Annotated in this window: 19 protein-coding genes and 2 pseudogenes; 10 read left to right on the top strand and 11 right to left on the bottom strand. The window is 70.5% G+C overall.

Features of this window, described 5'->3' with window-relative positions:
* Positions 1–215 precede the first annotated feature (215 nt).
* Complete coding sequence (locus tag ABH927_RS30715; protein WP_370027347.1) at positions 216–857, top strand: TetR/AcrR family transcriptional regulator; 642 nt, start codon at positions 216–218, stop codon at positions 855–857.
* Here ABH927_RS30715 and ABH927_RS30720 read toward each other — a convergent pair.
* Genes ABH927_RS30720 through ABH927_RS30735 form a run of 4 tightly spaced genes read right to left on the bottom strand, consistent with a single transcriptional unit; the run spans position 829 to position 4,658 of the window.
* Entirely contained in the window at positions 829–1,917 is a 1,089-nt protein-coding gene (locus ABH927_RS30720) for an ABC transporter ATP-binding protein (RefSeq protein WP_370027349.1), read from the bottom strand. The genes ABH927_RS30715 and ABH927_RS30720 overlap by 29 nt on opposite strands.
* A gap of 5 nt (positions 1,918–1,922) precedes the next feature.
* Entirely contained in the window at positions 1,923–2,708 is a 786-nt protein-coding gene (locus ABH927_RS30725; protein WP_370027351.1) for an ABC transporter permease, read from the bottom strand.
* A complete protein-coding gene (locus ABH927_RS30730) occupies positions 2,698–3,558 on the bottom strand; it encodes an ABC transporter permease (protein ID WP_370027353.1) in 861 nt (286 codons plus the stop codon). Before ABH927_RS30730 ends, ABH927_RS30725 begins: the two co-directional genes overlap by 11 nt.
* Positions 3,555–4,658, bottom strand: coding sequence for a spermidine/putrescine ABC transporter substrate-binding protein (locus ABH927_RS30735; protein ID WP_370027355.1), 1,104 nt, complete (start codon positions 4,656–4,658; stop codon positions 3,555–3,557). The genes ABH927_RS30730 and ABH927_RS30735 overlap by 4 nt, the downstream gene beginning before the upstream one ends.
* Positions 4,659–4,793: 135 nt before the next feature.
* Between ABH927_RS30735 and ABH927_RS30740 the strand changes: the two genes are divergently transcribed.
* Positions 4,794–5,969, top strand: coding sequence for a hypothetical protein (locus ABH927_RS30740; protein WP_370027357.1), 1,176 nt, complete (start codon positions 4,794–4,796; stop codon positions 5,967–5,969).
* Between the two features lie 27 nt (positions 5,970–5,996).
* Positions 5,997–6,941, top strand: coding sequence for an SIS domain-containing protein (locus ABH927_RS30745; RefSeq protein ID WP_370027359.1), 945 nt, complete (start codon positions 5,997–5,999; stop codon positions 6,939–6,941).
* 8 nt (positions 6,942–6,949) lie between these two features.
* Here ABH927_RS30745 and ABH927_RS30750 read toward each other — a convergent pair whose 3' ends face one another.
* Both ABH927_RS30750 and ABH927_RS30755 read right to left on the bottom strand, forming a co-directional pair.
* Positions 6,950–7,183, bottom strand: a complete 234-nt coding sequence (locus ABH927_RS30750; RefSeq protein ID WP_370027361.1) for a hypothetical protein — start codon at positions 7,181–7,183, stop codon at positions 6,950–6,952.
* A gap of 98 nt (positions 7,184–7,281) precedes the next feature.
* Positions 7,282–8,355 (bottom strand): thiolase C-terminal domain-containing protein, encoded by a 1,074-nt coding sequence (locus ABH927_RS30755; protein ID WP_370027462.1) that lies wholly within the window; start codon positions 8,353–8,355, stop codon positions 7,282–7,284.
* A gap of 419 nt (positions 8,356–8,774) precedes the next feature.
* Here ABH927_RS30755 and ABH927_RS30760 point away from each other — a divergent pair, with 419 nt between their 5' ends.
* On the top strand, positions 8,775–9,827 hold the full coding sequence (locus ABH927_RS30760; RefSeq protein WP_370027362.1) for an LLM class flavin-dependent oxidoreductase: 1,053 nt from the start codon (positions 8,775–8,777) through the stop codon (positions 9,825–9,827).
* A gap of 43 nt (positions 9,828–9,870) precedes the next feature.
* Entirely contained in the window at positions 9,871–11,403 is a 1,533-nt protein-coding gene (locus tag ABH927_RS30765) for an AMP-binding protein (protein WP_370027364.1), read from the top strand.
* A 126-nt stretch (positions 11,404–11,529) separates the two neighbouring features.
* On the opposite strand, the gene ABH927_RS30770 is transcribed toward ABH927_RS30765, so the two are convergent.
* Complete coding sequence (locus ABH927_RS30770; protein ID WP_370027365.1) at positions 11,530–12,459, bottom strand: cyclase family protein; 930 nt, start codon at positions 12,457–12,459, stop codon at positions 11,530–11,532.
* A 31-nt stretch (positions 12,460–12,490) separates the two neighbouring features.
* Here ABH927_RS30770 and ABH927_RS30775 point away from each other — a divergent pair, with 31 nt between their 5' ends.
* The gene (locus tag ABH927_RS30775; protein ID WP_370027367.1) at positions 12,491–13,675 is read left to right on the top strand and encodes a serine hydrolase domain-containing protein; all 1,185 of its coding nucleotides are present in this window, start codon (positions 12,491–12,493) and stop codon (positions 13,673–13,675) included.
* 47 nt (positions 13,676–13,722) lie between these two features.
* Here ABH927_RS30775 and ABH927_RS30780 read toward each other — a convergent pair whose 3' ends face one another.
* Both ABH927_RS30780 and ABH927_RS30785 read right to left on the bottom strand, forming a co-directional pair.
* Positions 13,723–14,472, bottom strand: coding sequence for an SDR family NAD(P)-dependent oxidoreductase (locus ABH927_RS30780; RefSeq protein ID WP_370027463.1), 750 nt, complete (start codon positions 14,470–14,472; stop codon positions 13,723–13,725).
* A 43-nt stretch (positions 14,473–14,515) separates the two neighbouring features.
* Positions 14,516–15,103, bottom strand: a complete 588-nt coding sequence (locus ABH927_RS30785) for an isochorismatase family protein (RefSeq protein ID WP_370027368.1) — start codon at positions 15,101–15,103, stop codon at positions 14,516–14,518.
* A gap of 116 nt (positions 15,104–15,219) precedes the next feature.
* Between ABH927_RS30785 and ABH927_RS30790 the strand changes: the two genes are divergently transcribed.
* Together ABH927_RS30790 and ABH927_RS30795 are read left to right on the top strand one after the other, a co-directional pair.
* Positions 15,220–17,568 (top strand): serine/threonine-protein kinase, encoded by a 2,349-nt coding sequence (locus ABH927_RS30790; RefSeq protein WP_370027370.1) that lies wholly within the window; start codon positions 15,220–15,222, stop codon positions 17,566–17,568.
* Between the two features lie 69 nt (positions 17,569–17,637).
* Complete coding sequence (locus tag ABH927_RS30795) at positions 17,638–18,006, top strand: Zn-ribbon domain-containing OB-fold protein (RefSeq protein WP_370027372.1); 369 nt, start codon at positions 17,638–17,640, stop codon at positions 18,004–18,006.
* Between the two features lie 34 nt (positions 18,007–18,040).
* Here ABH927_RS30795 and ABH927_RS30800 read toward each other — a convergent pair.
* Positions 18,041–18,372: pseudogene (locus tag ABH927_RS30800) on the bottom strand (RNA-guided endonuclease InsQ/TnpB family protein); the annotation flags it as partial.
* A 13-nt stretch (positions 18,373–18,385) separates the two neighbouring features.
* Positions 18,386–18,478: pseudogene (locus tag ABH927_RS30805) on the bottom strand (helix-turn-helix domain-containing protein); the annotation flags it as partial.
* A gap of 149 nt (positions 18,479–18,627) precedes the next feature.
* Between ABH927_RS30805 and ABH927_RS30810 the strand changes: the two are divergent.
* Entirely contained in the window at positions 18,628–18,978 is a 351-nt protein-coding gene (locus tag ABH927_RS30810; RefSeq protein WP_370027374.1) for a VOC family protein, read from the top strand.
* Positions 18,979–19,081: 103 nt separating this feature from the next.
* Entirely contained in the window at positions 19,082–20,614 is a 1,533-nt protein-coding gene (locus ABH927_RS30815; protein WP_370027375.1) for a class I adenylate-forming enzyme family protein, read from the top strand.
* The last annotated feature ends 78 nt before the right edge of the window (positions 20,615–20,692 follow it).

Below are 20,692 nucleotides of genomic sequence, written 5' to 3' on the forward strand. Positions count from 1 at the left end.
ACCACCCGGTGACCGCGACGCCGCAGGACGTCCCCGATCCCGATGCAGTTGTTCGTCGGGCCGTAGGCACTCTCCGGCATGAACAGGATCGTCAGCTGCTTGTCTGTCATCTGGGGGCTCCCTGGTTCTTGTTGAATCGAGATTCAAATACGTATCTGGCTTACCCGTCAAGACCTGCGAGAGTATGGTGTCGCGTGCAGATGAAGCGGGGTGCAATGACTCAGCGCAAGAGCAAGGCGGACCGGCGGGTCGACCTGATCGACGCGGCCCGGAGGGCGATGATCCAGCACGGCGCCGAAGGCGTCCATCTGAACCAGATCGCGGAAGAGGCCGGCCTGACGTCGGGCGCGGTGCTGTACCACTACCCCGACCTGCGCGATCTGCTGATCGAGGCGCACCACGCCGGGATGGAGCGCTTCTACGAGCAGCGGGTCAAGAAGATCAGCGGCATCGCCGACCCGGCGCAGAAGCTCATCACGACGATCCGTTCGGGCCTCCCCGAGGGCCCCGACGACGCGGGCGTCCGGCTGCTGTGCGAGCTGGGCGGCGCGGCCGGGCGCAACCGGGTGTACGGCACGCTGCTGACGACGCTGTTCGACCGGCAGGTGTCGATGTTCCAGACGATCCTGGAGACCGGAGCGGCCCACGGCATCTTCACCCTCGCGCAGGACTCCGAGACGATCGGCCGCAACCTCGTCGCCCTCGAGGACGCGTACGGCTACCGCATCATGGCCCGCCATCACTCGATCGACGCGGAGCGGGCGGTCGAGCTCATCCTCGACTACGCCCGCCTCGCCACGGGGAACCCCCTCAAGGCCGCTAGCCCGGTCAAACCGAACGGTCGCCGCGCTCGCTGACCGGGATGAGGCTGGCGTCGGCGGCGTCCCAGCCGAGCTGGACCTCCGTACCGGTCTCGACCCTCGCCGGCCCCTGGGTGGCCACGAGGACGTGCCCCTCGTGGCCGGGCACGCTCAGCGCCACATGCGACGTGCCGCCGTAGAAGCTGACGTCCACGACCGTCCCCCTCAGCTCGCCCGCGCCGAGCCGTACCCGCTCGGGACGGACGGCGAGCAGCGCCCGCGCGCCCACCTGGAAATCCCCGGCGAGGCCTGTGGCGGGCGCGGGCAGGACGCCGAGGCCGCCGACCTCCAGGCCCTTGGCGGTCACGGTGCCGGGGAACAGGTTGTTGGCCCCGATGAAGTCGGCCACGAACGGCGTGCGCGGCCGGTCGTAGAGGGCGACGGGGGCGTCCAGTTGCTCGACCCGGCCGCCCTGCATGACGGCGATGCGATCGGCGAGCGACATGGCCTCCTCCTGGTCGTGGGTGACCACGACGAAGGTGATGCCGACCTCGTTCTGGAGCCGCTTCAGTTCGAGCTGCATCTCGGCCCGGACCTTCTTGTCCAGCGCGGACAGCGGCTCGTCGAGCAGCAGCAGCCGGGGGCGCTTCACGATCGCCCGTGCGAGCGCGACCCGCTGGCGCTGCCCGCCCGAAAGCTGATGCGGCCTCCGGCGGGCGTGGGCGCCCAGGCCCACGGTCTCCAGCACCTCGGAGACCCGCTTCCTGATCTCCTCGCGGGGCAGCTTCTCCCGCTCCAGGCCGTAGGCCACGTTCTTCTCGACGCTCATGTGCGGGAACAGCGCGTACGACTGGAACATCAGGTTGACCGGGCGGCGGTGGGCCGGGACGGCCAGCAGGTCGGCGCCGTCGAGCCGCACCGAGCCGGTGTCCGGCTCCTCGAACCCGGCGAGGATCCGCAGCAGGGTCGTCTTGCCGCAGCCGGAGGGCCCGAGCAACGCGAAGAACTCGCCCTGCCGGATGTCCAGGCTGACCGAGTCGAGCGCGGTGACATCGCCGAACCGGCGGCTGACGCCGTCGATGGAGATCAGACTGGTCGTGGTGGTGGTCCCCGTCATGTGATTCACAGCGCCTCGGTCAGCTTGGTCAGGCGCTGGGCGGCGATCACGACGGTGAAGCTCACCGCGAGCAGCAGCGTCGCCAGCGCGTTGATCTCGGGAGTGACGCCGAACCGCACCATCGAGTAGATGACGATGGGCAGGGTCGGCTGGGATGGGGCCGCCGTGAAGAACGCGATCACGAACTCGTCGAGCGAGAGCGTGAAGGCGAGCAGCGCCCCGGCGACGATGCCCGGAGCGAGCGTCGGCAGCGTCACCTGGATGAACGTGGCGAACGGCGTCGCGCCGAGGTCCCGGGAGGCCTCCTCCAGCGACGTGTCCACGTGAGTCAGCCGCGCCCGGACGACCGCCGCCACGAAGGCCATGCCGAACACCGTGTGCGCGATCAGCACCGAGTGCAGCCCCAGCGTCATCTTGATCGCGGAGTAGAACACCAGCAGGCCGATCGCCAGGACCAGGTCGGGCAGGATCGCGGGCAGCGTGGCCAGCGCGTCCAGCAGCTTCGACCGCGTGTGACGCGCCAGGCCGATCGCGAGGAGCGTGCCGAGAATCGTGGACAGCGCGGTGGAGCCGAAGGCGACGATCAGCGTGTTCACCAGGCCCGTGCGGATGTCGGCGTTCCCGGCGAGCTTGCCGTACCAGTCGAGGGAGAAGCCGCCCCACGAGTACGGCGTCTTGTTCCGGTTGAACGACATGACGACGAGCACGACGATCGGCGCGTACAGGAAAAGGTAGGTGAGCCAGAACGGCAGCCGCAGCCAGCCGTTCCCGGACGTGCCCTTACGACGCATCGCGGCCCACCCTCCGGCTGGCCCAGGCCTGGGCGAACAGCAGCAGCACGAGCACGGCGATCACGGCGAGCGCGAGCACCGACCCGAACGGCCAGTCCCTCGCCTTGAGGAACTGGTCGCGGATGAGGTTGCCCACCATGATCCGGCGGCCGCCGCCCAGCAGCTCGGGGATGACGAAGTTGCCCAGGCTCGGCACGAACACGAACACGCAGCCCGTCAGCACGCCGGGCAGCGAGAGCGGCAGCGTGACCGACCAGAACGTGCGGGCCGGCCGCGCGCCCAGGTTCGCCGAGGCCTCCCTGAGCTGGGGGTCGAGGCGCTCGATCGCCGAGTAGAGGGGAAGGATCATCAGCGGCAGGTACGCGTAGAGCAGCCCGGCGACGATGGCTCCGTCGGTGTAGAGCAGCTCGACGGGGTCGAGCCCGACCGCCTTCAGCCCCGAGTTGACCAGCCCCTCGGAGTTGAGCAGCACGATCCAGGCGTACGTCCGGATCAGGAAGTTCGTCCAGAACGGCAGCACGACGGCCACCAGGGCGATGACCTTCCACCGTCCGGGCAGCCTGGCGATCATGTACGCCGTGGGGTAGCCGAGCAGCAGCGCGAGCGCCGTCGTGAGCGCCGCGAGCTTGACCGACCCGGCCACCACGTCGAGGTAGAGCGGGTCGGCCAGGCGCGTGAAGTTCTCTCCCGTCGGCTGGTAGACGATCCCGCCGAACCGGCCGCGGCGGAACACGGTGTAGCTCAGCACCAGCGCCAGCGGCACGAGCAGGAAGACGGTCAGGAAGCCGAACCCGGGCCCCAGCGTGACGACCCGGGCGACTGCCTTCCTGACCACCGGCGGAGACGTCATTGGGCCGCCGCGACCTCGGTGGACAGGCGCGTGTACGCGGTGGACGCCTCGCCGAGGTCGATCAGGCCCTCACCCTTGAGCAGGTCGGCCGGGGGCAGCGCCAGCTCGGGGTGGTCCTTGAGCAGGGCCGGGTCGACGGCGTCCATCGCGGCCTTGTTCGGGACCTTGTAGAGGATGTTCGCGGGCACCCAGCCGTGAACGGACGGGTCGAGGACGTAGTTGATGAAGGCGTGCGCCGCCTCCTTGTTCTTCGAGCTCTTGAGGATCACCATCGTGTCCGTCCAGAGGTCGCTGCCCTCCTTCGGCACCACGAACTTGATGTTCTTCTGGTCCGTGGGGCACCAGCCGTCCCAGGCCTCGACCATCACGGCCTCACCCGACTTGAGCCGGTCGCCGAAGGTCGTGTCGTCGTATGCCAGGAGGTCGGGCTTGACCTTCAGCAGGGCCGCCTTGGCCTTGTCGAGCGTGGCCTGGTCGGTGGTGTTGACCGAGGCGCCGAGCAGCTTGAGCGCCGGGAGCGCCAGCCACCGCTCGGTGGTCATCATGGTGATCTTCTTCTTGAGGTCGGCGGACGGGTTCAGCAGGTCGTTCCAGCTCGTCGGCGGCGTCTTCACCAGGTCACTGCGGTAGCACAGCCCCGTGGTGCCCCAGGTGTACGGAACCGAGAACTTGTTGCCCTTGTCGTAGGCGAGCTGGGTCGCCTCGGGGTAGAGGTTCTTCAGGTTCGGGATCAGCTCGGTGTGGAGCGGCTCCAGCAGGCCCTGGGCGTTGAGGGCCTGCGCGTACTGCCCCGACACGAAGGCCACGTCGATGCCGCTGTCGCCACCGGCCGTCAGCTTCGCCATCACGGTCTCGTTGGTGTCGTGGATGGCGACCTTGGTGTCGAAGCCGAGCTTCGCCTTGACCTGCTGCGGCAGGTCCTTGGGGCTGTAACCGTCCCAGATGGAGATCGTGAGGCTCTGCTTGGAGAGGTCCGCCTTGGCGTTGAGCGCGTCGGGTGCGGCCTGCCCTCCGGAGTCCGTTGTCGATGCGCCGCCACAGGCGGCGAGGGCGAACGCCAGGCCGGCGGAGGCCAGAGCGACGGGCACGTGACGCGGCATGGGGGCTCCCTTGCGATGAGGATGGCCGTCAGTGTTGCAGGACTGCTCAACGTAGACAAGACTTTGTCCAGCATCGTGAGCTTTACGTTTGTGTTTCGATTTGAATTATGATTCAGGAACAGTAGGGGAGAGTGCGTGGAACCCTCGCCATGGCCGGCCGTGTCCGAGCGGCCCGACGGCTCGCTGGAACTGGAGGCGAGGGAGGGCGTGACCGAGTCCGTCATCCGTGCGCTGGCTCAGGGCGCGTCTCCGGCGGAGGCCCACGATGGCCGGGGGGTCCCGCCGCCCTTCTCGGTCCGCGCGCTGGCTCCCCTGCCGGCCGTACCACCCGGTGAGCGGGCGATCGCCGTCGACCAGACGAACCACTCGGTGATCGCGGGCGAGACCGTGGTGGTCAAGTGGTTTCCCCGGCCGTCGCGGGCGCCGCATCCCGCCCCCGGGCTGCTCGCCCATCTGGCCGGATTCCCGCGCACGGCCACGCCGTACGCCGCGATCTTCTGGGAGGACGCGCTGGTCGCCCTGGTCACCGCGTACCTGCCCGGCGCGCAGGACGGCTGGGAGTGGTGCGTGGACGAGGCCGTCGCCGGGCGTACGGCTTTCGCCGCCGAGATCGGCCGCCTGGCCGCCGAGCTGCACGTCGCCATGGCCACGCCGTCGGAGATCTTCCCCGATCCGGTGCGGCTGCCTCCCCGGCCCGACTCCGCGACACGGCCCGACTTCGCGACACGGGCGGAGGAGGCGCTGCGGGAGGCGCTGACGCTCCACGACGCGGACCGGCCGAATGACCCGGACCGGCCGGACGGCCAGGAATGGCTGAACGACGCGGAATGGCTGCGCCTGCACGCCGATCACCTGCGGTGGGAGCTCGCCCCGCTGGCGTCCGCCGGGACGAGCCCGCTCATCCGGATCCATGGCGACCTGCACGTGGGCCAGATCCTCCGGTGGCGCGAGGGGTACGCCGTGGTGGACTTCGACGGCAACCCGACCGTGACGGACGCCGAGGCGTTCCAGCCCGCGGCGCGTGACCTGGCCCAGCTCACGACGAGCGTGGAGCACGTCGGCCAGGTGGCGATCAAGCGCAGGTCCGTGAACCCGGCCGCCATGGTCGCCTGGGTGGCGGCGGCGCGCGCGGGCGTGGAGACGGCCTATGCGGACGCGCTGGCCGAGGCGGGCCGGGAGGAACTGCTCGACCGGTCGCTGCTGCGGCCGTTCGAGGTCGAGCAGGAATGCCGCGAGCTCATTTACGCGGCTCGTCACCTGCCGCGCTGGCGCTACGCCCCCATGGGAGTGCTGCGTTCGTGGTTCGCATGATGACAACAACGGTGAGGGGTGGGTGTGGTGGACGCTGAGCTTTATCTGGCCGATCTGGAGGCCAAGCCGGAGGCGCTGGGCGCGCTGGCGGACTACCTGGACAGGGAAGACCCGTTCGAGGGGCTGCCGGAGTACGACCGGGTGGTGTTCCTCGGGATGGGCAGCTCGCGGTACGCGGCGGGCGTGGCGGCCCAGCGTCTCCGGGCGGCGGGGATCGACGCGGTCGCCGAATACGCCTCCGCGTCGATGGGCACTCCCCCGAGCCCACGGACGCTGGCGGTCGCCATCTCGGCGTCCGGCGGCAGCCGCGAGACGCTCGACGCGGTGTCCCGCCACGCGGGAACGTCCTTCGTCGTCGCGATGACCAACAAGCCGGGTTCGGCGATCACCGAGGGCGCCGGCCTGGTGGTGCCCATGGTCGCGGGCGAGGAGCGGGGCAGCGTGGCCTGCCGGACGTTCCAGCACACGCTGGCCCTCCTGCTCGCCTTCACCGCGCAGGCCCGCGCGGGGGACGAGATCTCAGGACTCGTACGGCGGGCCGCCGAGGCCACCGCCGACCTGCTCGACCGGCGGGGCGACTGGCTGGAGGAGACGGCGACACTACTCGACGGTCCGTACGGCGTCTACACGATCGCACCCGCCGAGCGGCTGTCGTCGGCCGAGCAGTCCGCGCTGATGTTCCGGGAGGGGCCGCGCCGCCAGGCGGACGCCTGCGAGACGGGCGACTGGGCCCACGTGGACGTGTATCTCACGAAGACGTATGACTACAGGGCTCTGCTGTTCCCCGGCTCCCGCTACGACGACCAGGCGATGGACTGGATCCGCCAGCGGGGCTCGACCGTCGTCACAGTGGGAGGCGACCTGGACGGCCAGGCGGGCTCGGTACGTTACCGGCACGACGACGACCCGGACGTCGCCCTGCTCACCGAGACACTGGTGGCCGAGCTGGTCGCCGCCACGTACTGGATGTAGCGGACGGCCTAACGCCAGCCGAGGCGGGTGGCGGCGTCGTCGGGGACGTAGCCGTCGGACTTCGCCTCGCCGATCCACAGGATGTCGTCGAACTCGGCGAGCGGGCCGACGGTATAGCTCATGGGCATCCGCGGCTGCACGGCGAACCGCACTTCGAGGTCTGGATCGAAACGCTCCAGAGCGTCGATGAGATCCCCCACGGTCTCGATGCCCTGCATCTTCCCGCGCCTGTGCCTGCCCATGGGTCTTTCTCCGCGCGTTCGTTCTGAAAGGTAGACGGAGCGTAGCCCATAGGCCCCAACAGTGACTATTGCCTCTGCGGGCGCATCCACCGGGCATATCACGACGTCACGAGGAGCGCCGCGCTGCCGTAGCTGCCGCCGAAGCCGGTGACGAGCGCGACGCCGTGATCCAAGCCGTGACCCAATCGCAACGCGCGGACGGCCTCCGCCACGTTGTTGAGACCGTGGACGTAGCCCTCGGAAAGGAGCCCGCCGTGGGGGTTGACCGGCACCTCGCCCGTGGGCCCGTGACCCCGGCCGAGCAGGAATCCGCCGAGGTCAGCGCGGTCCACCAGCCCGAAGTCCGCCAACTGCCGGGGCACCAGCCATGAGTACGCGTCGTAGAGGAACGCCGCGTCCACGTCTCGTGGCGACAGGCCGGAGAACCCCCACAGCCGTCCGGCGATGTGACCGGAGAAGATCCTCGTGACGTCATGGGAACGGTCCATGGTCGAGCAGCCCTCGCCGCCGCCCCGGACGACGGTGTGAATCCGCGGCTCCTGCGGTGCCAGCCGTACGTCGCGGACCACCAGCGCGCAGGCGCCGTCGGTCTCCTGGCAGCAGTCGGCGGTCCGGAGGGGGGTGCAGACGTACGGCCTGGCCAGGTAGTCGGCGAGCGGCAGCGGGTCGCGGCGCAGGGCGCGGGGGTTGGCCGCGGCGTTGTCCCGCGACTGCGCGACGACGGCGTGCAGATGCTCCTCCGACAGGCCCGTGTCGTGCAGGTAGCGCTGGGCCGCCAGCGCGAACAGCGGGATCGGGCCGGCGACGCCGTACGGGATCGTGAAGCTCTCCTGCGGCCCGGCCTGGACCGTGTTCATCCGCTTGCCGGATCGTCCGTTCAAGGCGCGATATATGAGGACGGTCCGGGCGACTCCAGCGGCGATGAGCATGGCGGCGTCTCCGAGGATGGACGCCGCCTGGGTGCCGCCGCCCGCGATGTCGTTGTGCCAGCCGATCGGCTCGATGCGCAGCGCCCGGGCGACCTGGATGGCCGGGACGGAGTCGTTCAGGTGATAGCTGAGGACGGCGTCGATCTCACCGGGCTCCACCGCCGCGTCGGCCATCGCGGCGCGGCAGGCCTCCATCGCGAGATCCAGCTCACCGCGCCCCGACTCGCGGGTGAGCGCCGTCATTCCGACCCCGGCGACGGCGGCCCTCCCCCGCACCCCCCCTTCGGCGTGATCATGCACAGGGTCCCGCCGCTCCCCGGCGGCCTGCGCATTCCCGAGCCGTGATCATGAGCGGGTTCCCGGTTCTCCTTGACGACCTGCGCATCGGCCAGTCGTGATCATGCACGCCTCCTCGCCCCGGGACTGTGCCGCCCGCCGGGGCGGGGCGCGATCCATCCCGGCGGGCGGCGCTCTGGTGCCCGGACGCCACGCTAACCTCAGCCCCTTGGTTAGGCAAGCGCTTGCTCGGTCACTCGTCCGGCGGTGGCGTAGCGGTAGCCCTCCGGGCGCGTATCGGTATACGCTCACCAAGCGAGCGCTTGGTCAAGCGCGCTCAGTGCGGCCTCCGCGCTGGGAGACGACGGCCTCAGGGGTATCGGCGCATGAAGTTCTCGACCTTCCACCTGTTCCACCGGTTCGACGGCCAGAGCTTCAGGGACGTCTACGACTACCACCTGCGGCTGATCGAGCTGGCCGAGGAGCTCGGCTTCCACGGCGTACGGCTGGCCGAGCACCACTTCCGCGACTACGGCGTGGCGCCCAACCTGTTCACGATGCTGGCCCACGCCGCGGCCCGCACCTCCCGCATCCGCCTGGGAACCGGCATCGTGGTGCTGCCGCTGCACAACCCGATCCACGTCGCCGAGGAGGCGGCCCAGGTCGACGTGCTCTCCGGTGGCCGCCTCGATCTCGGCATCGGACGCGGCTACCAGAGCTTCGAGTTCGAGGGGTTCGGCATCGACCTCGCCGAGGCCCGGGACAGGTTCAACGAGTCCCTTGAGGTGATCCTCGGCCTCTGGACCGGCGAGACCTTCCAGCACGACGGCAAGTTCTACCGGACCGGCACCGAGGTGTCGCTCGTCCCGGCGCCGCTGCAGCGTCCGCACCCGCCGATCCATGTGGCGGCCGTCTCGCCCGAGACCGTGACCATGTACGCGGAGCGCGGGCTGCCGATCCTGGCCGACCCGGCGGCCACGTTCCGCAAGGTCGTCCAGGCGGCCGAGACCTGGCGCACCACCGCCGCGCGGTCGGGGCACACCGGCGACGCCGACCTGGTGGTGGCGCGCAGCGTCTACGTCGCGCCCACGCTGGAGCGCGCCCGCGAGGACCAGGCCAGATTCGAGGCGATGTTCGACCGGTCGCGGATCTTCAACGAGAAGAGCGCGCCGATCGACCCCAAGACCGGCAAGGCCGCCCAGGGGTTCGAGTACTACCAGGACCGCTACCTCAAGGGCGGCTCGGTGAGCACCGACTTCCGGTGGGAGCAACTGGAGATCATCGGCGACCCGGAGCGGGTGATCGGGCAGATCCGGCTGCTGCGGGACGCGGGCTTCACCGACCTGCTCTGCGACTTCGGCAGCACCCGCCCCGTCCCGCTGGAGGACATGGAGAGCGTCATGCGGTTCTTCGCCGCAGAGGTCATGCCCGCGTTCTGAACCCACCGCCCCCGCCACAACCCCCCTGCCGAGGAGGCGTGTCATGAGCAGCATCGTCCACCGGCTCACCCTCTCCGACGTGCTGGCCGACCACGCGCGCAGCCGGCCGCAGGCCACGGCCGCCGTCGACGGTGGCGTACGGCTGACCTATCCCGAGCTGGACGCCCGGGTCACCCGCCTGGCGAACGGGCTCGCTTCGGCGGGCGTGGGGCGCGGCGACCGCGTGCTGTGGCTGGGGCGGAACTCCCACCGGGTGCTCGAACTGCTCCTCGCCTGCTCGCGCCTGGGGGCGATCTTCTGCCCGGCCAACTGGCGGCAGTCGGCCGACGAGCTCCGCTTCGTCCTCGACGACCTGGCCCCTTCCCTGGTGGTGTACGAGCCGGGCATCACCCCCGAGGGCGCGGCCTCGTGGATCCAGTCGGGCGACGAGTACGAGTCACTCCTCAGCTCACTCCTCAGCCGGGACGAATCTCCTCTCCCGGCGGCGGATGAGCGGATGGATGAGCGGGCGGATGAGCGGGCGGACGACACGCTGCCCGTGCTGGCGCTCTACACGGCGGCCTTCGACGGCCGGCCCGGCGCGGCTCTGCTGAGCGACGCCGCGCTGATCGCGCACAGCGCGTCGCTGCTGCACGTCCGGCAGATGGAGCCGGATTTCGCCTTCCTCAACAACGGGCCGCTCTTCCACGTCGGCACGATGATGTTTACGCTGGCGACGCTGCTGGCCGGGGGCAAGAACGTCTTCATCCCGGCCTTCGACCCCGAGGAGGTCTGCCGCCTCATCGACGCCGAGAAGTGCACGCAGGCGTTCCTGTTCGGTCAGATGATCGACAGCGTGGTCGCCGCCAACGCGGGCGGCGAATACGACCTCACGTCGCTGCGGTTCATCTCGCACTCCCCGGAGTGGGACGAGATGACCACGGTGGACGACTCGCCATGGTGCCGGTCCAAGATGGGCGGGTACGGCCAGACCGAGGTCGGCGGCATGCTGACCTTCCTCGGGCTGGCTCCGGCGGCCGCGGGCTTCGCCGGGCGGCCGTCGCCGCTGGTGCAGGTGCGTCTGCTCGATCCGGACGGCTCCGAGGTGGCCCCGGGCGAGGTCGGGGAGATCTGCGCCCGCGGCAAGTCCATCTTCTCCGGATATTTCAACAGACCGGAGCTCAACGAGGCCAAAACGCGGGGCGGCTGGCACCACACCGGCGACCTTGGCCGCCGGGAGCCCGACGGCACGCTCACCTTCATCGGCCCGAGGCTCCGCATGATCAAGTCCGGGAACGAGAACATCTACCCCGCCGAGGTCGAACGGGCTCTGAAGTCGCATCCGGCCGTGGCCGACGCGGCGGTCATCGGCGTGCCCGACGAGCGGTGGAGGCAGACGGTTAAGGCGGTCGTCGTCCTCCGCGAGGGAGCCGAGGCGACGGCCGATGACCTCGTCGAGCACGTCCGCGGCCAGATCGCCTCCTACAAGAGACCCCGGCACGTGGAGTTCGCCGCGTCCATCCCCAAGAAGGGCTTCACCCCCGACTACGACGCCCTGGACGCGGCCTACGGCGGAGGCGCCTACCCCGGCGCGTGATCACGCCACACGTTCGCGCTGGTGGCGCGAGATGTCCGGGAATTCGTGCCGTGTCACGGACCGGTGTCGAGCCAGCTCGGCCGGGGTCTCCGGGAACCTGTGCATGATCACGCGTGATCACGGGGGTCAGAGGATAGCGAGGGGGTTGATGGGGCTGCCGGTGCCTCCTTCGATCTTGAGCGGGGCCGCGACGAACACGAATTCCGTACGGCCGGCCGCACCGGCGCGGATGACGTCCGCCAGCTCCTCAAGCCAGAGCATCTCGGCCAGATGGACGCCGTGACGCCAGAGCAGGATCATGTGCAGGTCGTCCGCGAGCCCTTCGTCGGCGAGCTGCCCGGAGTTGAGGCCGCCGATGGCCGCGTTGTCGCTCGCCACCACGGCGACGTCTCGCGCGGCGAGCCAGCGGCCCCCGTCGGCGGACAGCCCCGGCTGCCCGGACCAGTACTCCTCCCGCGACCGTTCCCAGGTCAGCGGCCAGCCGGTCCGGATGACCGCCACGTCGCCCGGCCGTACGTCCGGTGCGATCTCCTCCAGCAGCTCGCCGTCGGCCCGGAAGTCCACCGGGAGATGATCCAGACCCAGGTGGCGGGGCAGGTCGAAGAGCACGCCGCGCGCCACCACGCCGCCCACGGTCTCGATCCCGCACCGCGTCGCGCCGTACGACCGGACACGGGCGGCCGGGTGGCCGTTGTAGAGCTCCTCCCCCGACCACATGTGGCACAGCGCGTCCATGTGGGTGGTCGTGCCGTGGTGGGTGACGATCAGCGCGTCGTCGGCCATCCGCAGGCCCGGCCCGACGGCTCGCGCGCCCGCCGCGTAGTCACCGCCGTCAACCGACATGAAGTGCTGCGGAAGCGGCCGCCCGCGCAGATGGGGCACGCCGCTCGGAGCGGCCGAGGAGGTGGCTCCCCTGATGGGCATGGAGAGGCTGACCACCTGGCCGGTCGTGGCCGCGCCCAGGGCGCGGAGCACGGTCTCACCGGTGAGCAGGTTCAGCGTCCCACGCTGATCGTCTGGGCCGAAGCGGCCCCAGTTGTTAGGCTCGGACACCAAGCAAGTGCTCACTTTCTTTCGAGGATGGTCCATGATGATCGGCGGGCACTGCGATCCCCGGTTCCGGCGGGTACGCGAGGTCTTCGAGCGGCACTTCGCCACCGGCCAGGAGCTGGGAGCGGCGTTCGCGGTGTTCCTGCGGGGCGAGCCGGTGGTGGACCTGTGGGGCGGCGTGGCCGACCGGACCACCGGCAGGCCTTGGGAGCGCCACACGCCCGTCCTCGCCTACTCCTGCACCAAGGCCGTCGCGGCCACCGCCCTGCTGCTGCACGCCGAGCGCGGCCAGGTCGACCTCCGGGCTCCCGTCGGCGGGCTCTGGCCGGAGTTCGCCGCGAACGGCAAGGCGGGGGTGACCGTCGAGCACGTGCTGAGCCACCAGGCCGGGCTGCCCGCGCTGGAGGAGGAGGTGCCGGTGGAGGAGTTCGAGGACCTGGCCGCCATCGCCGCCCGCCTCGCGCGGCAGGCCCCGCTGTGGGAGCCCGGCACCGCCCATGGCTACCACGCCCTCACCTACGGGTTCCTGGTCGGCGAGATCATCCACCGGGTCACCGGCAAATCGGCGGGTGACGTGGTGGCCGCCGAGATCGCCGGGCCGCGCGGGCTGGAGCTGTGGCTCGGCGCACCTCCCGACGTGGCCGCCCGCGCCGCCCGTCTCTCCGCGGGAGAACGTACGGCTCCCGCCGGCGCCGGCGCGGCTGCCGGGGCGGGGGGTGGCGGCGACCCTCAGGAGGCGACTGCGGCCGCGGCGATGGACGGGAACAGCCTGATGAACCGGGCATTCGGCAACCCGCCGATCCACCGGCTGCGCGGCGGGGCCAACAATCCCGTCATGCTGCGCGCCGGATGGCCCGCCCTGGGGGTCGTCACGACCGCCCGCGGCCTGGCGGGCTTCTACCGCGACCTGGTGGCGGGCGAGATCCTCAGCGGGGACACCCTCGACGACGCCCTGAGGCGGCGGGTCGACGGGCCCGACCGGGTGCTGTACATCGAGAGCTCGTTCGGCCTCGGCTACATGCGTGCCTCGCACACCTTCCCCGCGCCGCCCGCCGGAGCCGGATCGGCGTTCGGGCACACCGGCCTCGGCGGATCTCTCGGCCTGGGCGACGTCGAGCACGGCATCGGCATGGCCTACACGATGAACAAGATGGCGAACGCGGTGAGCGGCGGCACCCGCGCCCGCGATCTCGCCAAGGCGGTCTACGACTCCCTGCGCTGACCATCGCAGGGTGGCGAGGCGCTGCTCAGGGCCCGGTCCGAGGCCGTTCACTGCATCGTGATCCCGCCGCTGACGGACAGGGTCTGCCCGGTGACGTAGGCCGCGCGCTCGGTGCAGAGGTAGGCCACCAGGCCCGCCACGTCCTTCGGGGTGCCGAGCCGCCGCAGGGGAATCCCCTTGGCGAGCTTGTCCACGAGACCTGGCTCCGCGTCGCCGATCTTGCGGAGCATGGGCGTGTCCGTGGGTCCGGGGCAGACGACGTTCGAGGTCACGTCGTGCCGCGCCGCCTCACGAGCCAGCGTCTTCGCCAGCCCGAAGAGGCCCGCTTTGGTGGCCGCGTAGGCGGCCTCCCCGCCGGAACCCGCCCGCGCGCCGTCGGAGGAGACGAATATCAGCCGCCCCCACGACCGCGCGCACATACCCGCGAGCAGCGACCTGGTCAGCAGCATCGGCCCCCTCAGGTTCACCTGCCACATGAGCTCCCAGCCGGCCGGATCGCCGGACAGGAACGGCTCGACGATCGACACTCCGGCGTTGTGGACCACGATGTCCACCGGGCCGGCCGCCGAGCAGAAGTCCTCGACCGACGCCGGGTCCGCGAGGTCGAGGAGCATCGGCACGACCTCGGCTCCGGCACGGGACAACCGGCGGGCGACCGTGACGGCTCCGGCGTGGTCGAGGTCCGCCACGATGACGCGGGCACCGAGGGCCGCCAGGTCCGCGCAGATCGCGGCCCCGATCGCACCCGCTCCTCCGGTGACGACGGCGAGTCTGCCGTCCAGCCGCAAGTCGTCCATCATGCCAGGACGTTATCCGAACTAGCACTTGCTTGGCCAGCCGTCACCAGGTGGACAGCAGCTCCGCGGCGGTCACGCGAGAGGCGAGCAGGCTCACGGTGTTCCTGAGGACGGCCTGGGCGTACTCCTCCGGGATCCCGGCGACGGCGTCCGTGACCACCACGACCCGGTAGCCCAGGTTGACCGCCTCAAGGGCGAGGCCCGGGATGCCGAGGTTGAGCGAGACGCCGACGGCGACGACGGTCGTGACGCCGAGCGAGCGCAGCGTCATGTCGAGCGAGGTCCCGGTGAAGGGCGAGAAGCCGTGGTAGCGGCGCGATTCGAGGTCGCCGGGATCGCGCAGCGACGGCAGGACCTCCACGGCTCCCGTGCCCTCCAGCATGTGTCCCGGGTCCTTGAGGAGCACCGCGAGGAAGGGGCTGTTGGTCGTGTGCGAGCCCATCCGGTCGGACCGGAAGGCCGCGGTGCAGTGGATCACCGGGATGCCGGCCGTACGGGCCGCGGAGAGCACCACCCGGGCGTTGTCCACGACGTGGTGCCGCTCGCATGCCGCCACCAGATCCGGAAATTTCGCGAGATCGCCGATGACTCCTCGCTGCATCTCCATGACCAGTACGGCGCTGCGACCCATGCCATATACCTAGCAAGCGCTTGGCCGGATTACAACCTTTAGGTGACATTATGCTCCGGTGACAACGGGCCTTTCGGGTGAGACCTTGGTTCAGGGCTATCCGAGGGGGCGGCGTCATGAACGCCTGGTCGGTTCCGGGATACCGGGAAGTGCGCGAGCTCGGCACGGGCGGCGCAGGCAGGGTCGTGCTCGCGACCTACTCGACGACCGGGGCCTACGTCGCGATCAAGTACCTCCGTGACGAGTTACGGCGTGACCCCCGGTTCCTGGCGGGCTTCCGCCACGAGGCCCGCGTCATGGTCGAGCTCAACGACCCCAACATCGTGCGGCTCTACGAGTACGTCGAGACCCGCGACGGCGCGGCCATCGTCATGGAGCTGGTCGACGGCGTCTCGCTCCGCAGGATCCTGGCCGAGCACGGGACGACCAGCCCCGAGGCGGCGCTGGTCGTGCTCAAGGGCTCGCTCACCGGCCTCTCGCTCGCGCACGCCTCCGGGATCGTCCACCGGGACTACAAGCCGGAGAACGTGCTGATCCAGGCCGACGGCACCAGCAAGCTGTCGGACTTCGGGATCGCGACGCCCAGCGGCGGTCCCGGAATGCCGGCGGGCACCCCGCCCTACATGGCGCCCGAACAGTGGGACGCCAGCCCGGCGAGCCCGGCCACCGACGTCTACGCCGCGACCTGCGTGTTCTTCGAATGCCTCACCGGGCGCAGGCCGTACCGAGCCGATCATGTCGCCGGGCTGCGGCACCAGCACCAGACGGCGCCGATCCCGGTGAACGACGTGCCGAGCTCGGTGCGGGGGCTGGTGGCGAGGGGGCTGGCCAAGAACCCGGCGGACCGGCCGCCCACCGCCAGGGCGTTCGTCGGCGACCTGGAGTCCGCGGCGGTGGCGGCCTACGGCCCCGACTGGGAGCAGCGCGGGCGACGCCACATCGCGGAGCTCGCCACCCTGCTCGCTCTGACGTTCCCCCTGGCCAAGCCCGCCGAACCGGTCGAGGTCAGCACCTCGCTGGCCAGGACCGTGCTGTCCAACCGGCTCGCGCACTTCGCCCCCCGGTTCGCCATCGGCGCCGCCGTGCTGTCCGCCGTGGTCATCGCGGCGCTCGTCGCGGCGAACCGGCAGACCCCGATGGCCGAGGACACGCTGCTCACCCCGACCCCGATGACGACCCCGATGACGACCCCGAAGACGACCCCGAAGACGCAGCATGTGCAGCCACCGGTCACCGAGCCCACCACGATCGTGACCGCTGACACCACGGACCCGTCGCCGACGGGGAGCCCGAGCCTGGGCGGCACGGCGGGACCCACGACGGGCCCCACAACCGTGCCCGCCATCGCTCCCCTGGGTTCGCCGCGTCCGACGCCTCCCGTCACGCCTCCTGCCACGCCTCCCGTCACACCGCCGGTCACGCCGAAGCCCGCGGCGGTGACGAGCCTCGGCATCAGCGGCTTCGACGGCCAGTCGGCGACGATCCACGTGAAGACCACGACCACGGGCAAGGTGACGCTCGCGGTGCGGTTCTCGGAGGGACCGGCGCCTGACGAGTTGCTCGCGGCCAGTCCGCAGACCATCCCGCTGGAGGGCGCCACCTCGTACGACCCCGGCGTCCAGCACGGCTTCGCCACCCCGAAGTGCGACACGACCGTCTACCGCCGCGTGGAGGCGGCGACCGTGCCCAAGGCTGCGGGCGGCACCCGTAGCAAGGTCGTGAAGGTGAAGGGCGCCCCCTGCCCGCCGCCCACCGTCGAAAGCCTGTCGATCACCGGCTGGGACGGCGGCACGGCCGCCGTCGCCGTGAAGACCGGCGGCCCCGGCAAGGTGAAGGTGTCCACCGAGTTCAGCCGGGATGGCAAGACCGTGGACACCGACTCCCGGACGCTGTCCGGCAAGACGGCCTACTCCTTCGGCGTCGCGGGCGACCTCGGACCGGTGGACTGCGAGAAGGTCGCCGTGTTCGGCGTGCGGATCACCACCGACCCGGCCGCGGCGAACGGCACGCAGAGTAGGGAGACCCGCGTGACCGGGCCGAAGTGCCCGCCCCCGACCGTCGCGATCGGCTCGTGGAACGGCACGACGGCCGTGGTGAACGTCAAAGCCGGCACGACCGCCCCCGTCACCCTGGCCGTCGCCTTCACGCAGAAGCTCACCTACGCCGAGCACACGGTGTCGTTCGAGGACGACGACAAGGCGACGGTGGAGGGGGAGAACGCCTACTCCAAGACGTTCACCGTGCAGTTCAGACGGCCGAAGTGCGGCTTCACCGACGTCAGCACCGTCACCGTCACCGCCTCACCGGGTGGCGCGAGCGACTCCGCCACCTTCACCGTCGACGGCCCGCCGTGCCCCGAGCCGAGCGACGAGCCGTCCGGCGACCCGTCGAGCGGCTCAGACGGCGGCTCCGACACTGGATCGAACGGAAACTCAGACGGCACACCCAACCGCGCGGCCGCCTGACCACGGAATACAGGCAGGCCCGGGGCGGGGCCTTGTTAGCACACCAAGCGTGCGCTAGCTTGGCGAGCGATGGCCTCGGATCCTCTCACCGCGCCCTACTGGGATGCCTGCCGCCGCCGCGAGCTGGTCATCCAGGCATGTACGGCATGCGCGCGCCGCGTCCATCTCCCCGCGCTCCAGTGCCCCTACTGCGGCTGTGCCGAGCTGACCTGGGAGCCCGTCTCCGGGGAGGGTGTGGTCCACACGTTCACGGTCGTCCATCGCAGCTTCGTCACTCCGGAGCGCGAGCCGTACGCCGTGGCCTGGATCGACCTGGCGGAGGGGGCCAGGGCGTTCGGCGAGATCGTCGGGTGTCCGCACGACGGAATACACATCGGCATGCCCGTCCGGGTGAGCTGGGATGAACACAGCTCGCTGCCCAAGTGGAGGCCCGCTTGACTTCCTTCCCTCCCTGAAGGGAGGGGATTCCAACCGTCGCCGGTTGGCCTTCCTGCTTCACTGCCGGTTGCCCGCCAGAGAGGACTCTCTTTGAGGTCTTACACCAGCTCCACAGGCGTTTTACCTCTCCGCCAGCCCGGCGGCGAGGATGTTCTTGGCCGCGTTGACGTCCCGGTCGTGGACCACCCCGCAGGCACACACCCACTGCCGGACGTTCAACGGCATCGTGCCTTGCAGCGTTCCGCAGGCCGAGCACAGCTTGGAGGAGGGGAACCAGCGGTCGATCACGATCAACTCCCGGCCATACCAGGCCGCTTCGTACTCCAGCATCGAGCGCAGGTCCCGCCAGGCCGCATCGGAAATGGCTGTTGTAGACCAAGCGGACGCAGCCGAACGTCCGGGCAAGCTCTTCCGCCTGCTCGGGGGTCGGATAGAAGCGGTACTTGTAGGCCCGCTTCACGAGCCGCGCCATGCCTCACATTTTGCCGCAGGATCAGTTAAGAACTGCCCTGTTGTCGTAGACGGCGGTCCGCCTGGCGGCGAATCGCCTGCCCCTGCCCTGCTCCGCAGGGGTCCGATTCCTACCCGCCTAAAAGGCGGGGGTTTCCTCGGAGGTATCTGATGACCCAGATCCAGAAGGTCGGCAACGTGTTGATCCCCGTGGACGACCTGGACAAGGCGGTCGCGTTCTACTCGGACGGCCTGGGGCTGCCCGTGAAGTTCCGGGACGGCGACCGCTTCGCGGCCCTCGACGGCGGAGGCGTCACCGTCGCGCTGGTCGGCCCCGAGGAGCAGGTGTCCGGCACGACGACCGCCCCGTCGTACAAGGTCGCCGACGTGGCGGCAGCCGTACAGGACCTGACCGAGACGGGGGCGGTCGTGGTGCGCGAGCCGGAGGCGGGGCCGCACGAGGTCCGGGCCGTGCTGCGCGACCCATCGGGGAACGTCTTCATCCTCTACTCGTCCCTCTAGCCGGGAGGCCCCCGTGTCGACCAGCCCCCTGCCGTCCAGCCCTGTGTCGTCCAGCTCTGTGTCGTCCAGCTCTGCGTCGTCCAGCTCTGCGTCGCCAAGCCCCGTGTCGCCCTATGGCAACTACGCGTACGCCGTCCTGACCGCGAACGCGCTGCGGACCCCGGACAAGGTCGCTCTGACCTACTGCGGCGAGCGGAGCTTCACCTACGACGTGCTCAACCGGCTGGTCAACAGGCGGGCGAACGCGCTGGCCGCGGCGGGCGTCCGGCCGGGGCAGCGGGTCGCCGCGCTGCTGAACGAGACGCTGAAGGTGGCCGAGGTCTACCTCGCGCAGGCGAAGCTGGGCGCGGTGACCGCCGCGCTCAACCCCTACTGGCCGGTCGAGACGCTGCGCGCGGTCGTGGAGCACTCGGAAGCGGACACCTTCCTCTACGACGCCACGGTGGAGCGGGTCGTCGGGCAGATCAGGCCCGGCCTTCCGGGCGTGACGACCTGGATCGAGGTGGCCGATCTCAGCGAATCCGAGTCGAGCGACGCCGAGCCTCCGGTGGGCGGCGCGGGCGACGACCCGCTCGCGCTCTACTACACCTCGGGCACGACGGGCCTGCCCAAGGCGGTGATCCACACGCACGCGTCGTCGCTGGCCACCGCCCAGATCTGGCTGGACGTGCCGCGCTCGAGCGGCTCGGTCTTCGGCACCGGGGCCATCATCTGGGGCATCGGCTTCCCCGCGATCGTCGGCCCGGCGCTCTACGCGGGAATGCGCCTGGTCCTGGAGCAGGACTGGGGCCCGGCGAACTTCCTCCGCGTGGTGCCGCGCGAGCGGGTCTCGCACGTCTCGCAGATCCCGTCGTTCTACGCCGCCCTGCTCGCCTCCGACGACCACGCATCCGCCGACCTGTCGTCCCTCCGCGTGATCATGCTGGGCGGCGAGCCGCTGACGGGCTCCCTGCTCGGCCGCATCAAGGAGCGCTTACCCGACGCGGGGGTGTACTCCTACTACGGGCAGACGGAGGCCCCCTACACCTGCGTCGGCCGGGTGGACGACGGCTCGACCCCGCTCGGCTCGTCGGGCCGGGCCCGGACCGGCTGTGCCGTACGGATCACCGGCCCGTCGGGCAACCGGGTCGTCGGCCAGGTAGGTGAGATCAACCTCGCGGGACCCCACCGGATGACCGGCTACGACAAGCTGCCGGACAAGACGGCCGAGGTGCTGCGCGGCGACTGGTACGTCGGCGGCGACCTCGGCACGCTCTCCGAAGACGGCGTGCTGAACGTTCTCGGCCGCCGCGAGGACTCGATCCTCAAAGGCGGCCAATGGACGCAGCCGTCGGTCATCGAGGAGGCCGCGACCACCGTCGAGGACGTGGCCGAGGCGGGCGCCGTGGGCGTACCGGCGCACGTCGAAGGCGAGAACGCGGTGGAGCAGCGGATCATCCTCGCCGTCGTCCCCCGTTCGGGACATTCGGTCGACCCCGCCAAGCTCGCCCTGGCCCTGGCGGAGTCGCTGCCCGAGTGGCAGCGCCCGGACCACATCGTCGTCACCGAGGAGTTGCCCCACTTCCAGGACGCCTCCGGCGGCCCCGGCAAGCTCCTCCGCCGCGAGATCCGCGACCGATTCGCCCCTTGCCCGTGACCATGCACGGGCTCCCGCGCATCCCGCGTGACCAGCGCACCCTCTTGCCGTGATCATGCAGGGCCGGAGAGCGCCCGC

Origin of the sequence: Planotetraspora sp. GP83, assembly GCF_041262585.1 — a bacterium.
GTDB lineage: Bacteria > Actinomycetota > Actinomycetes > Streptosporangiales > Streptosporangiaceae > JAOEGB01.

What these genes read in the sequence shown, in the direction of transcription:
- ABH927_RS30715 (WP_370027347.1), top strand. Translation starts at nt 216, where the DNA reads ATGACTCAGCGCAAGAGCAAGGCGGACCGGCGGGTCGACCTGATCGAC.
- ABH927_RS30720 (WP_370027349.1), bottom strand. Translation starts at nt 1,917, where the DNA reads ATGACGGGGACCACCACCACGACCAGTCTGATCTCCATCGACGGCGTC.
- ABH927_RS30725 (WP_370027351.1), bottom strand. Translation starts at nt 2,708, where the DNA reads ATGCGTCGTAAGGGCACGTCCGGGAACGGCTGGCTGCGGCTGCCGTTC.
- ABH927_RS30730 (WP_370027353.1), bottom strand. Translation starts at nt 3,558, where the DNA reads ATGACGTCTCCGCCGGTGGTCAGGAAGGCAGTCGCCCGGGTCGTCACG.
- ABH927_RS30735 (WP_370027355.1), bottom strand. Translation starts at nt 4,658, where the DNA reads ATGCCGCGTCACGTGCCCGTCGCTCTGGCCTCCGCCGGCCTGGCGTTC.
- ABH927_RS30750 (WP_370027361.1), bottom strand. Translation starts at nt 7,183, where the DNA reads ATGGGCAGGCACAGGCGCGGGAAGATGCAGGGCATCGAGACCGTGGGG.
- ABH927_RS30755 (WP_370027462.1), bottom strand. Translation starts at nt 8,355, where the DNA reads ATGACGGCGCTCACCCGCGAGTCGGGGCGCGGTGAGCTGGATCTCGCG.
- ABH927_RS30760 (WP_370027362.1), top strand. Translation starts at nt 8,775, where the DNA reads ATGAAGTTCTCGACCTTCCACCTGTTCCACCGGTTCGACGGCCAGAGC.
- ABH927_RS30765 (WP_370027364.1), top strand. Translation starts at nt 9,871, where the DNA reads ATGAGCAGCATCGTCCACCGGCTCACCCTCTCCGACGTGCTGGCCGAC.
- ABH927_RS30775 (WP_370027367.1), top strand. Translation starts at nt 12,491, where the DNA reads ATGATGATCGGCGGGCACTGCGATCCCCGGTTCCGGCGGGTACGCGAG.
- ABH927_RS30780 (WP_370027463.1), bottom strand. Translation starts at nt 14,472, where the DNA reads ATGGACGACTTGCGGCTGGACGGCAGACTCGCCGTCGTCACCGGAGGA.
- ABH927_RS30785 (WP_370027368.1), bottom strand. Translation starts at nt 15,103, where the DNA reads ATGGGTCGCAGCGCCGTACTGGTCATGGAGATGCAGCGAGGAGTCATC.
- ABH927_RS30790 (WP_370027370.1), top strand. Translation starts at nt 15,220, where the DNA reads ATGAACGCCTGGTCGGTTCCGGGATACCGGGAAGTGCGCGAGCTCGGC.
- ABH927_RS30795 (WP_370027372.1), top strand. Translation starts at nt 17,638, where the DNA reads ATGGCCTCGGATCCTCTCACCGCGCCCTACTGGGATGCCTGCCGCCGC.
- ABH927_RS30810 (WP_370027374.1), top strand. Translation starts at nt 18,628, where the DNA reads ATGACCCAGATCCAGAAGGTCGGCAACGTGTTGATCCCCGTGGACGAC.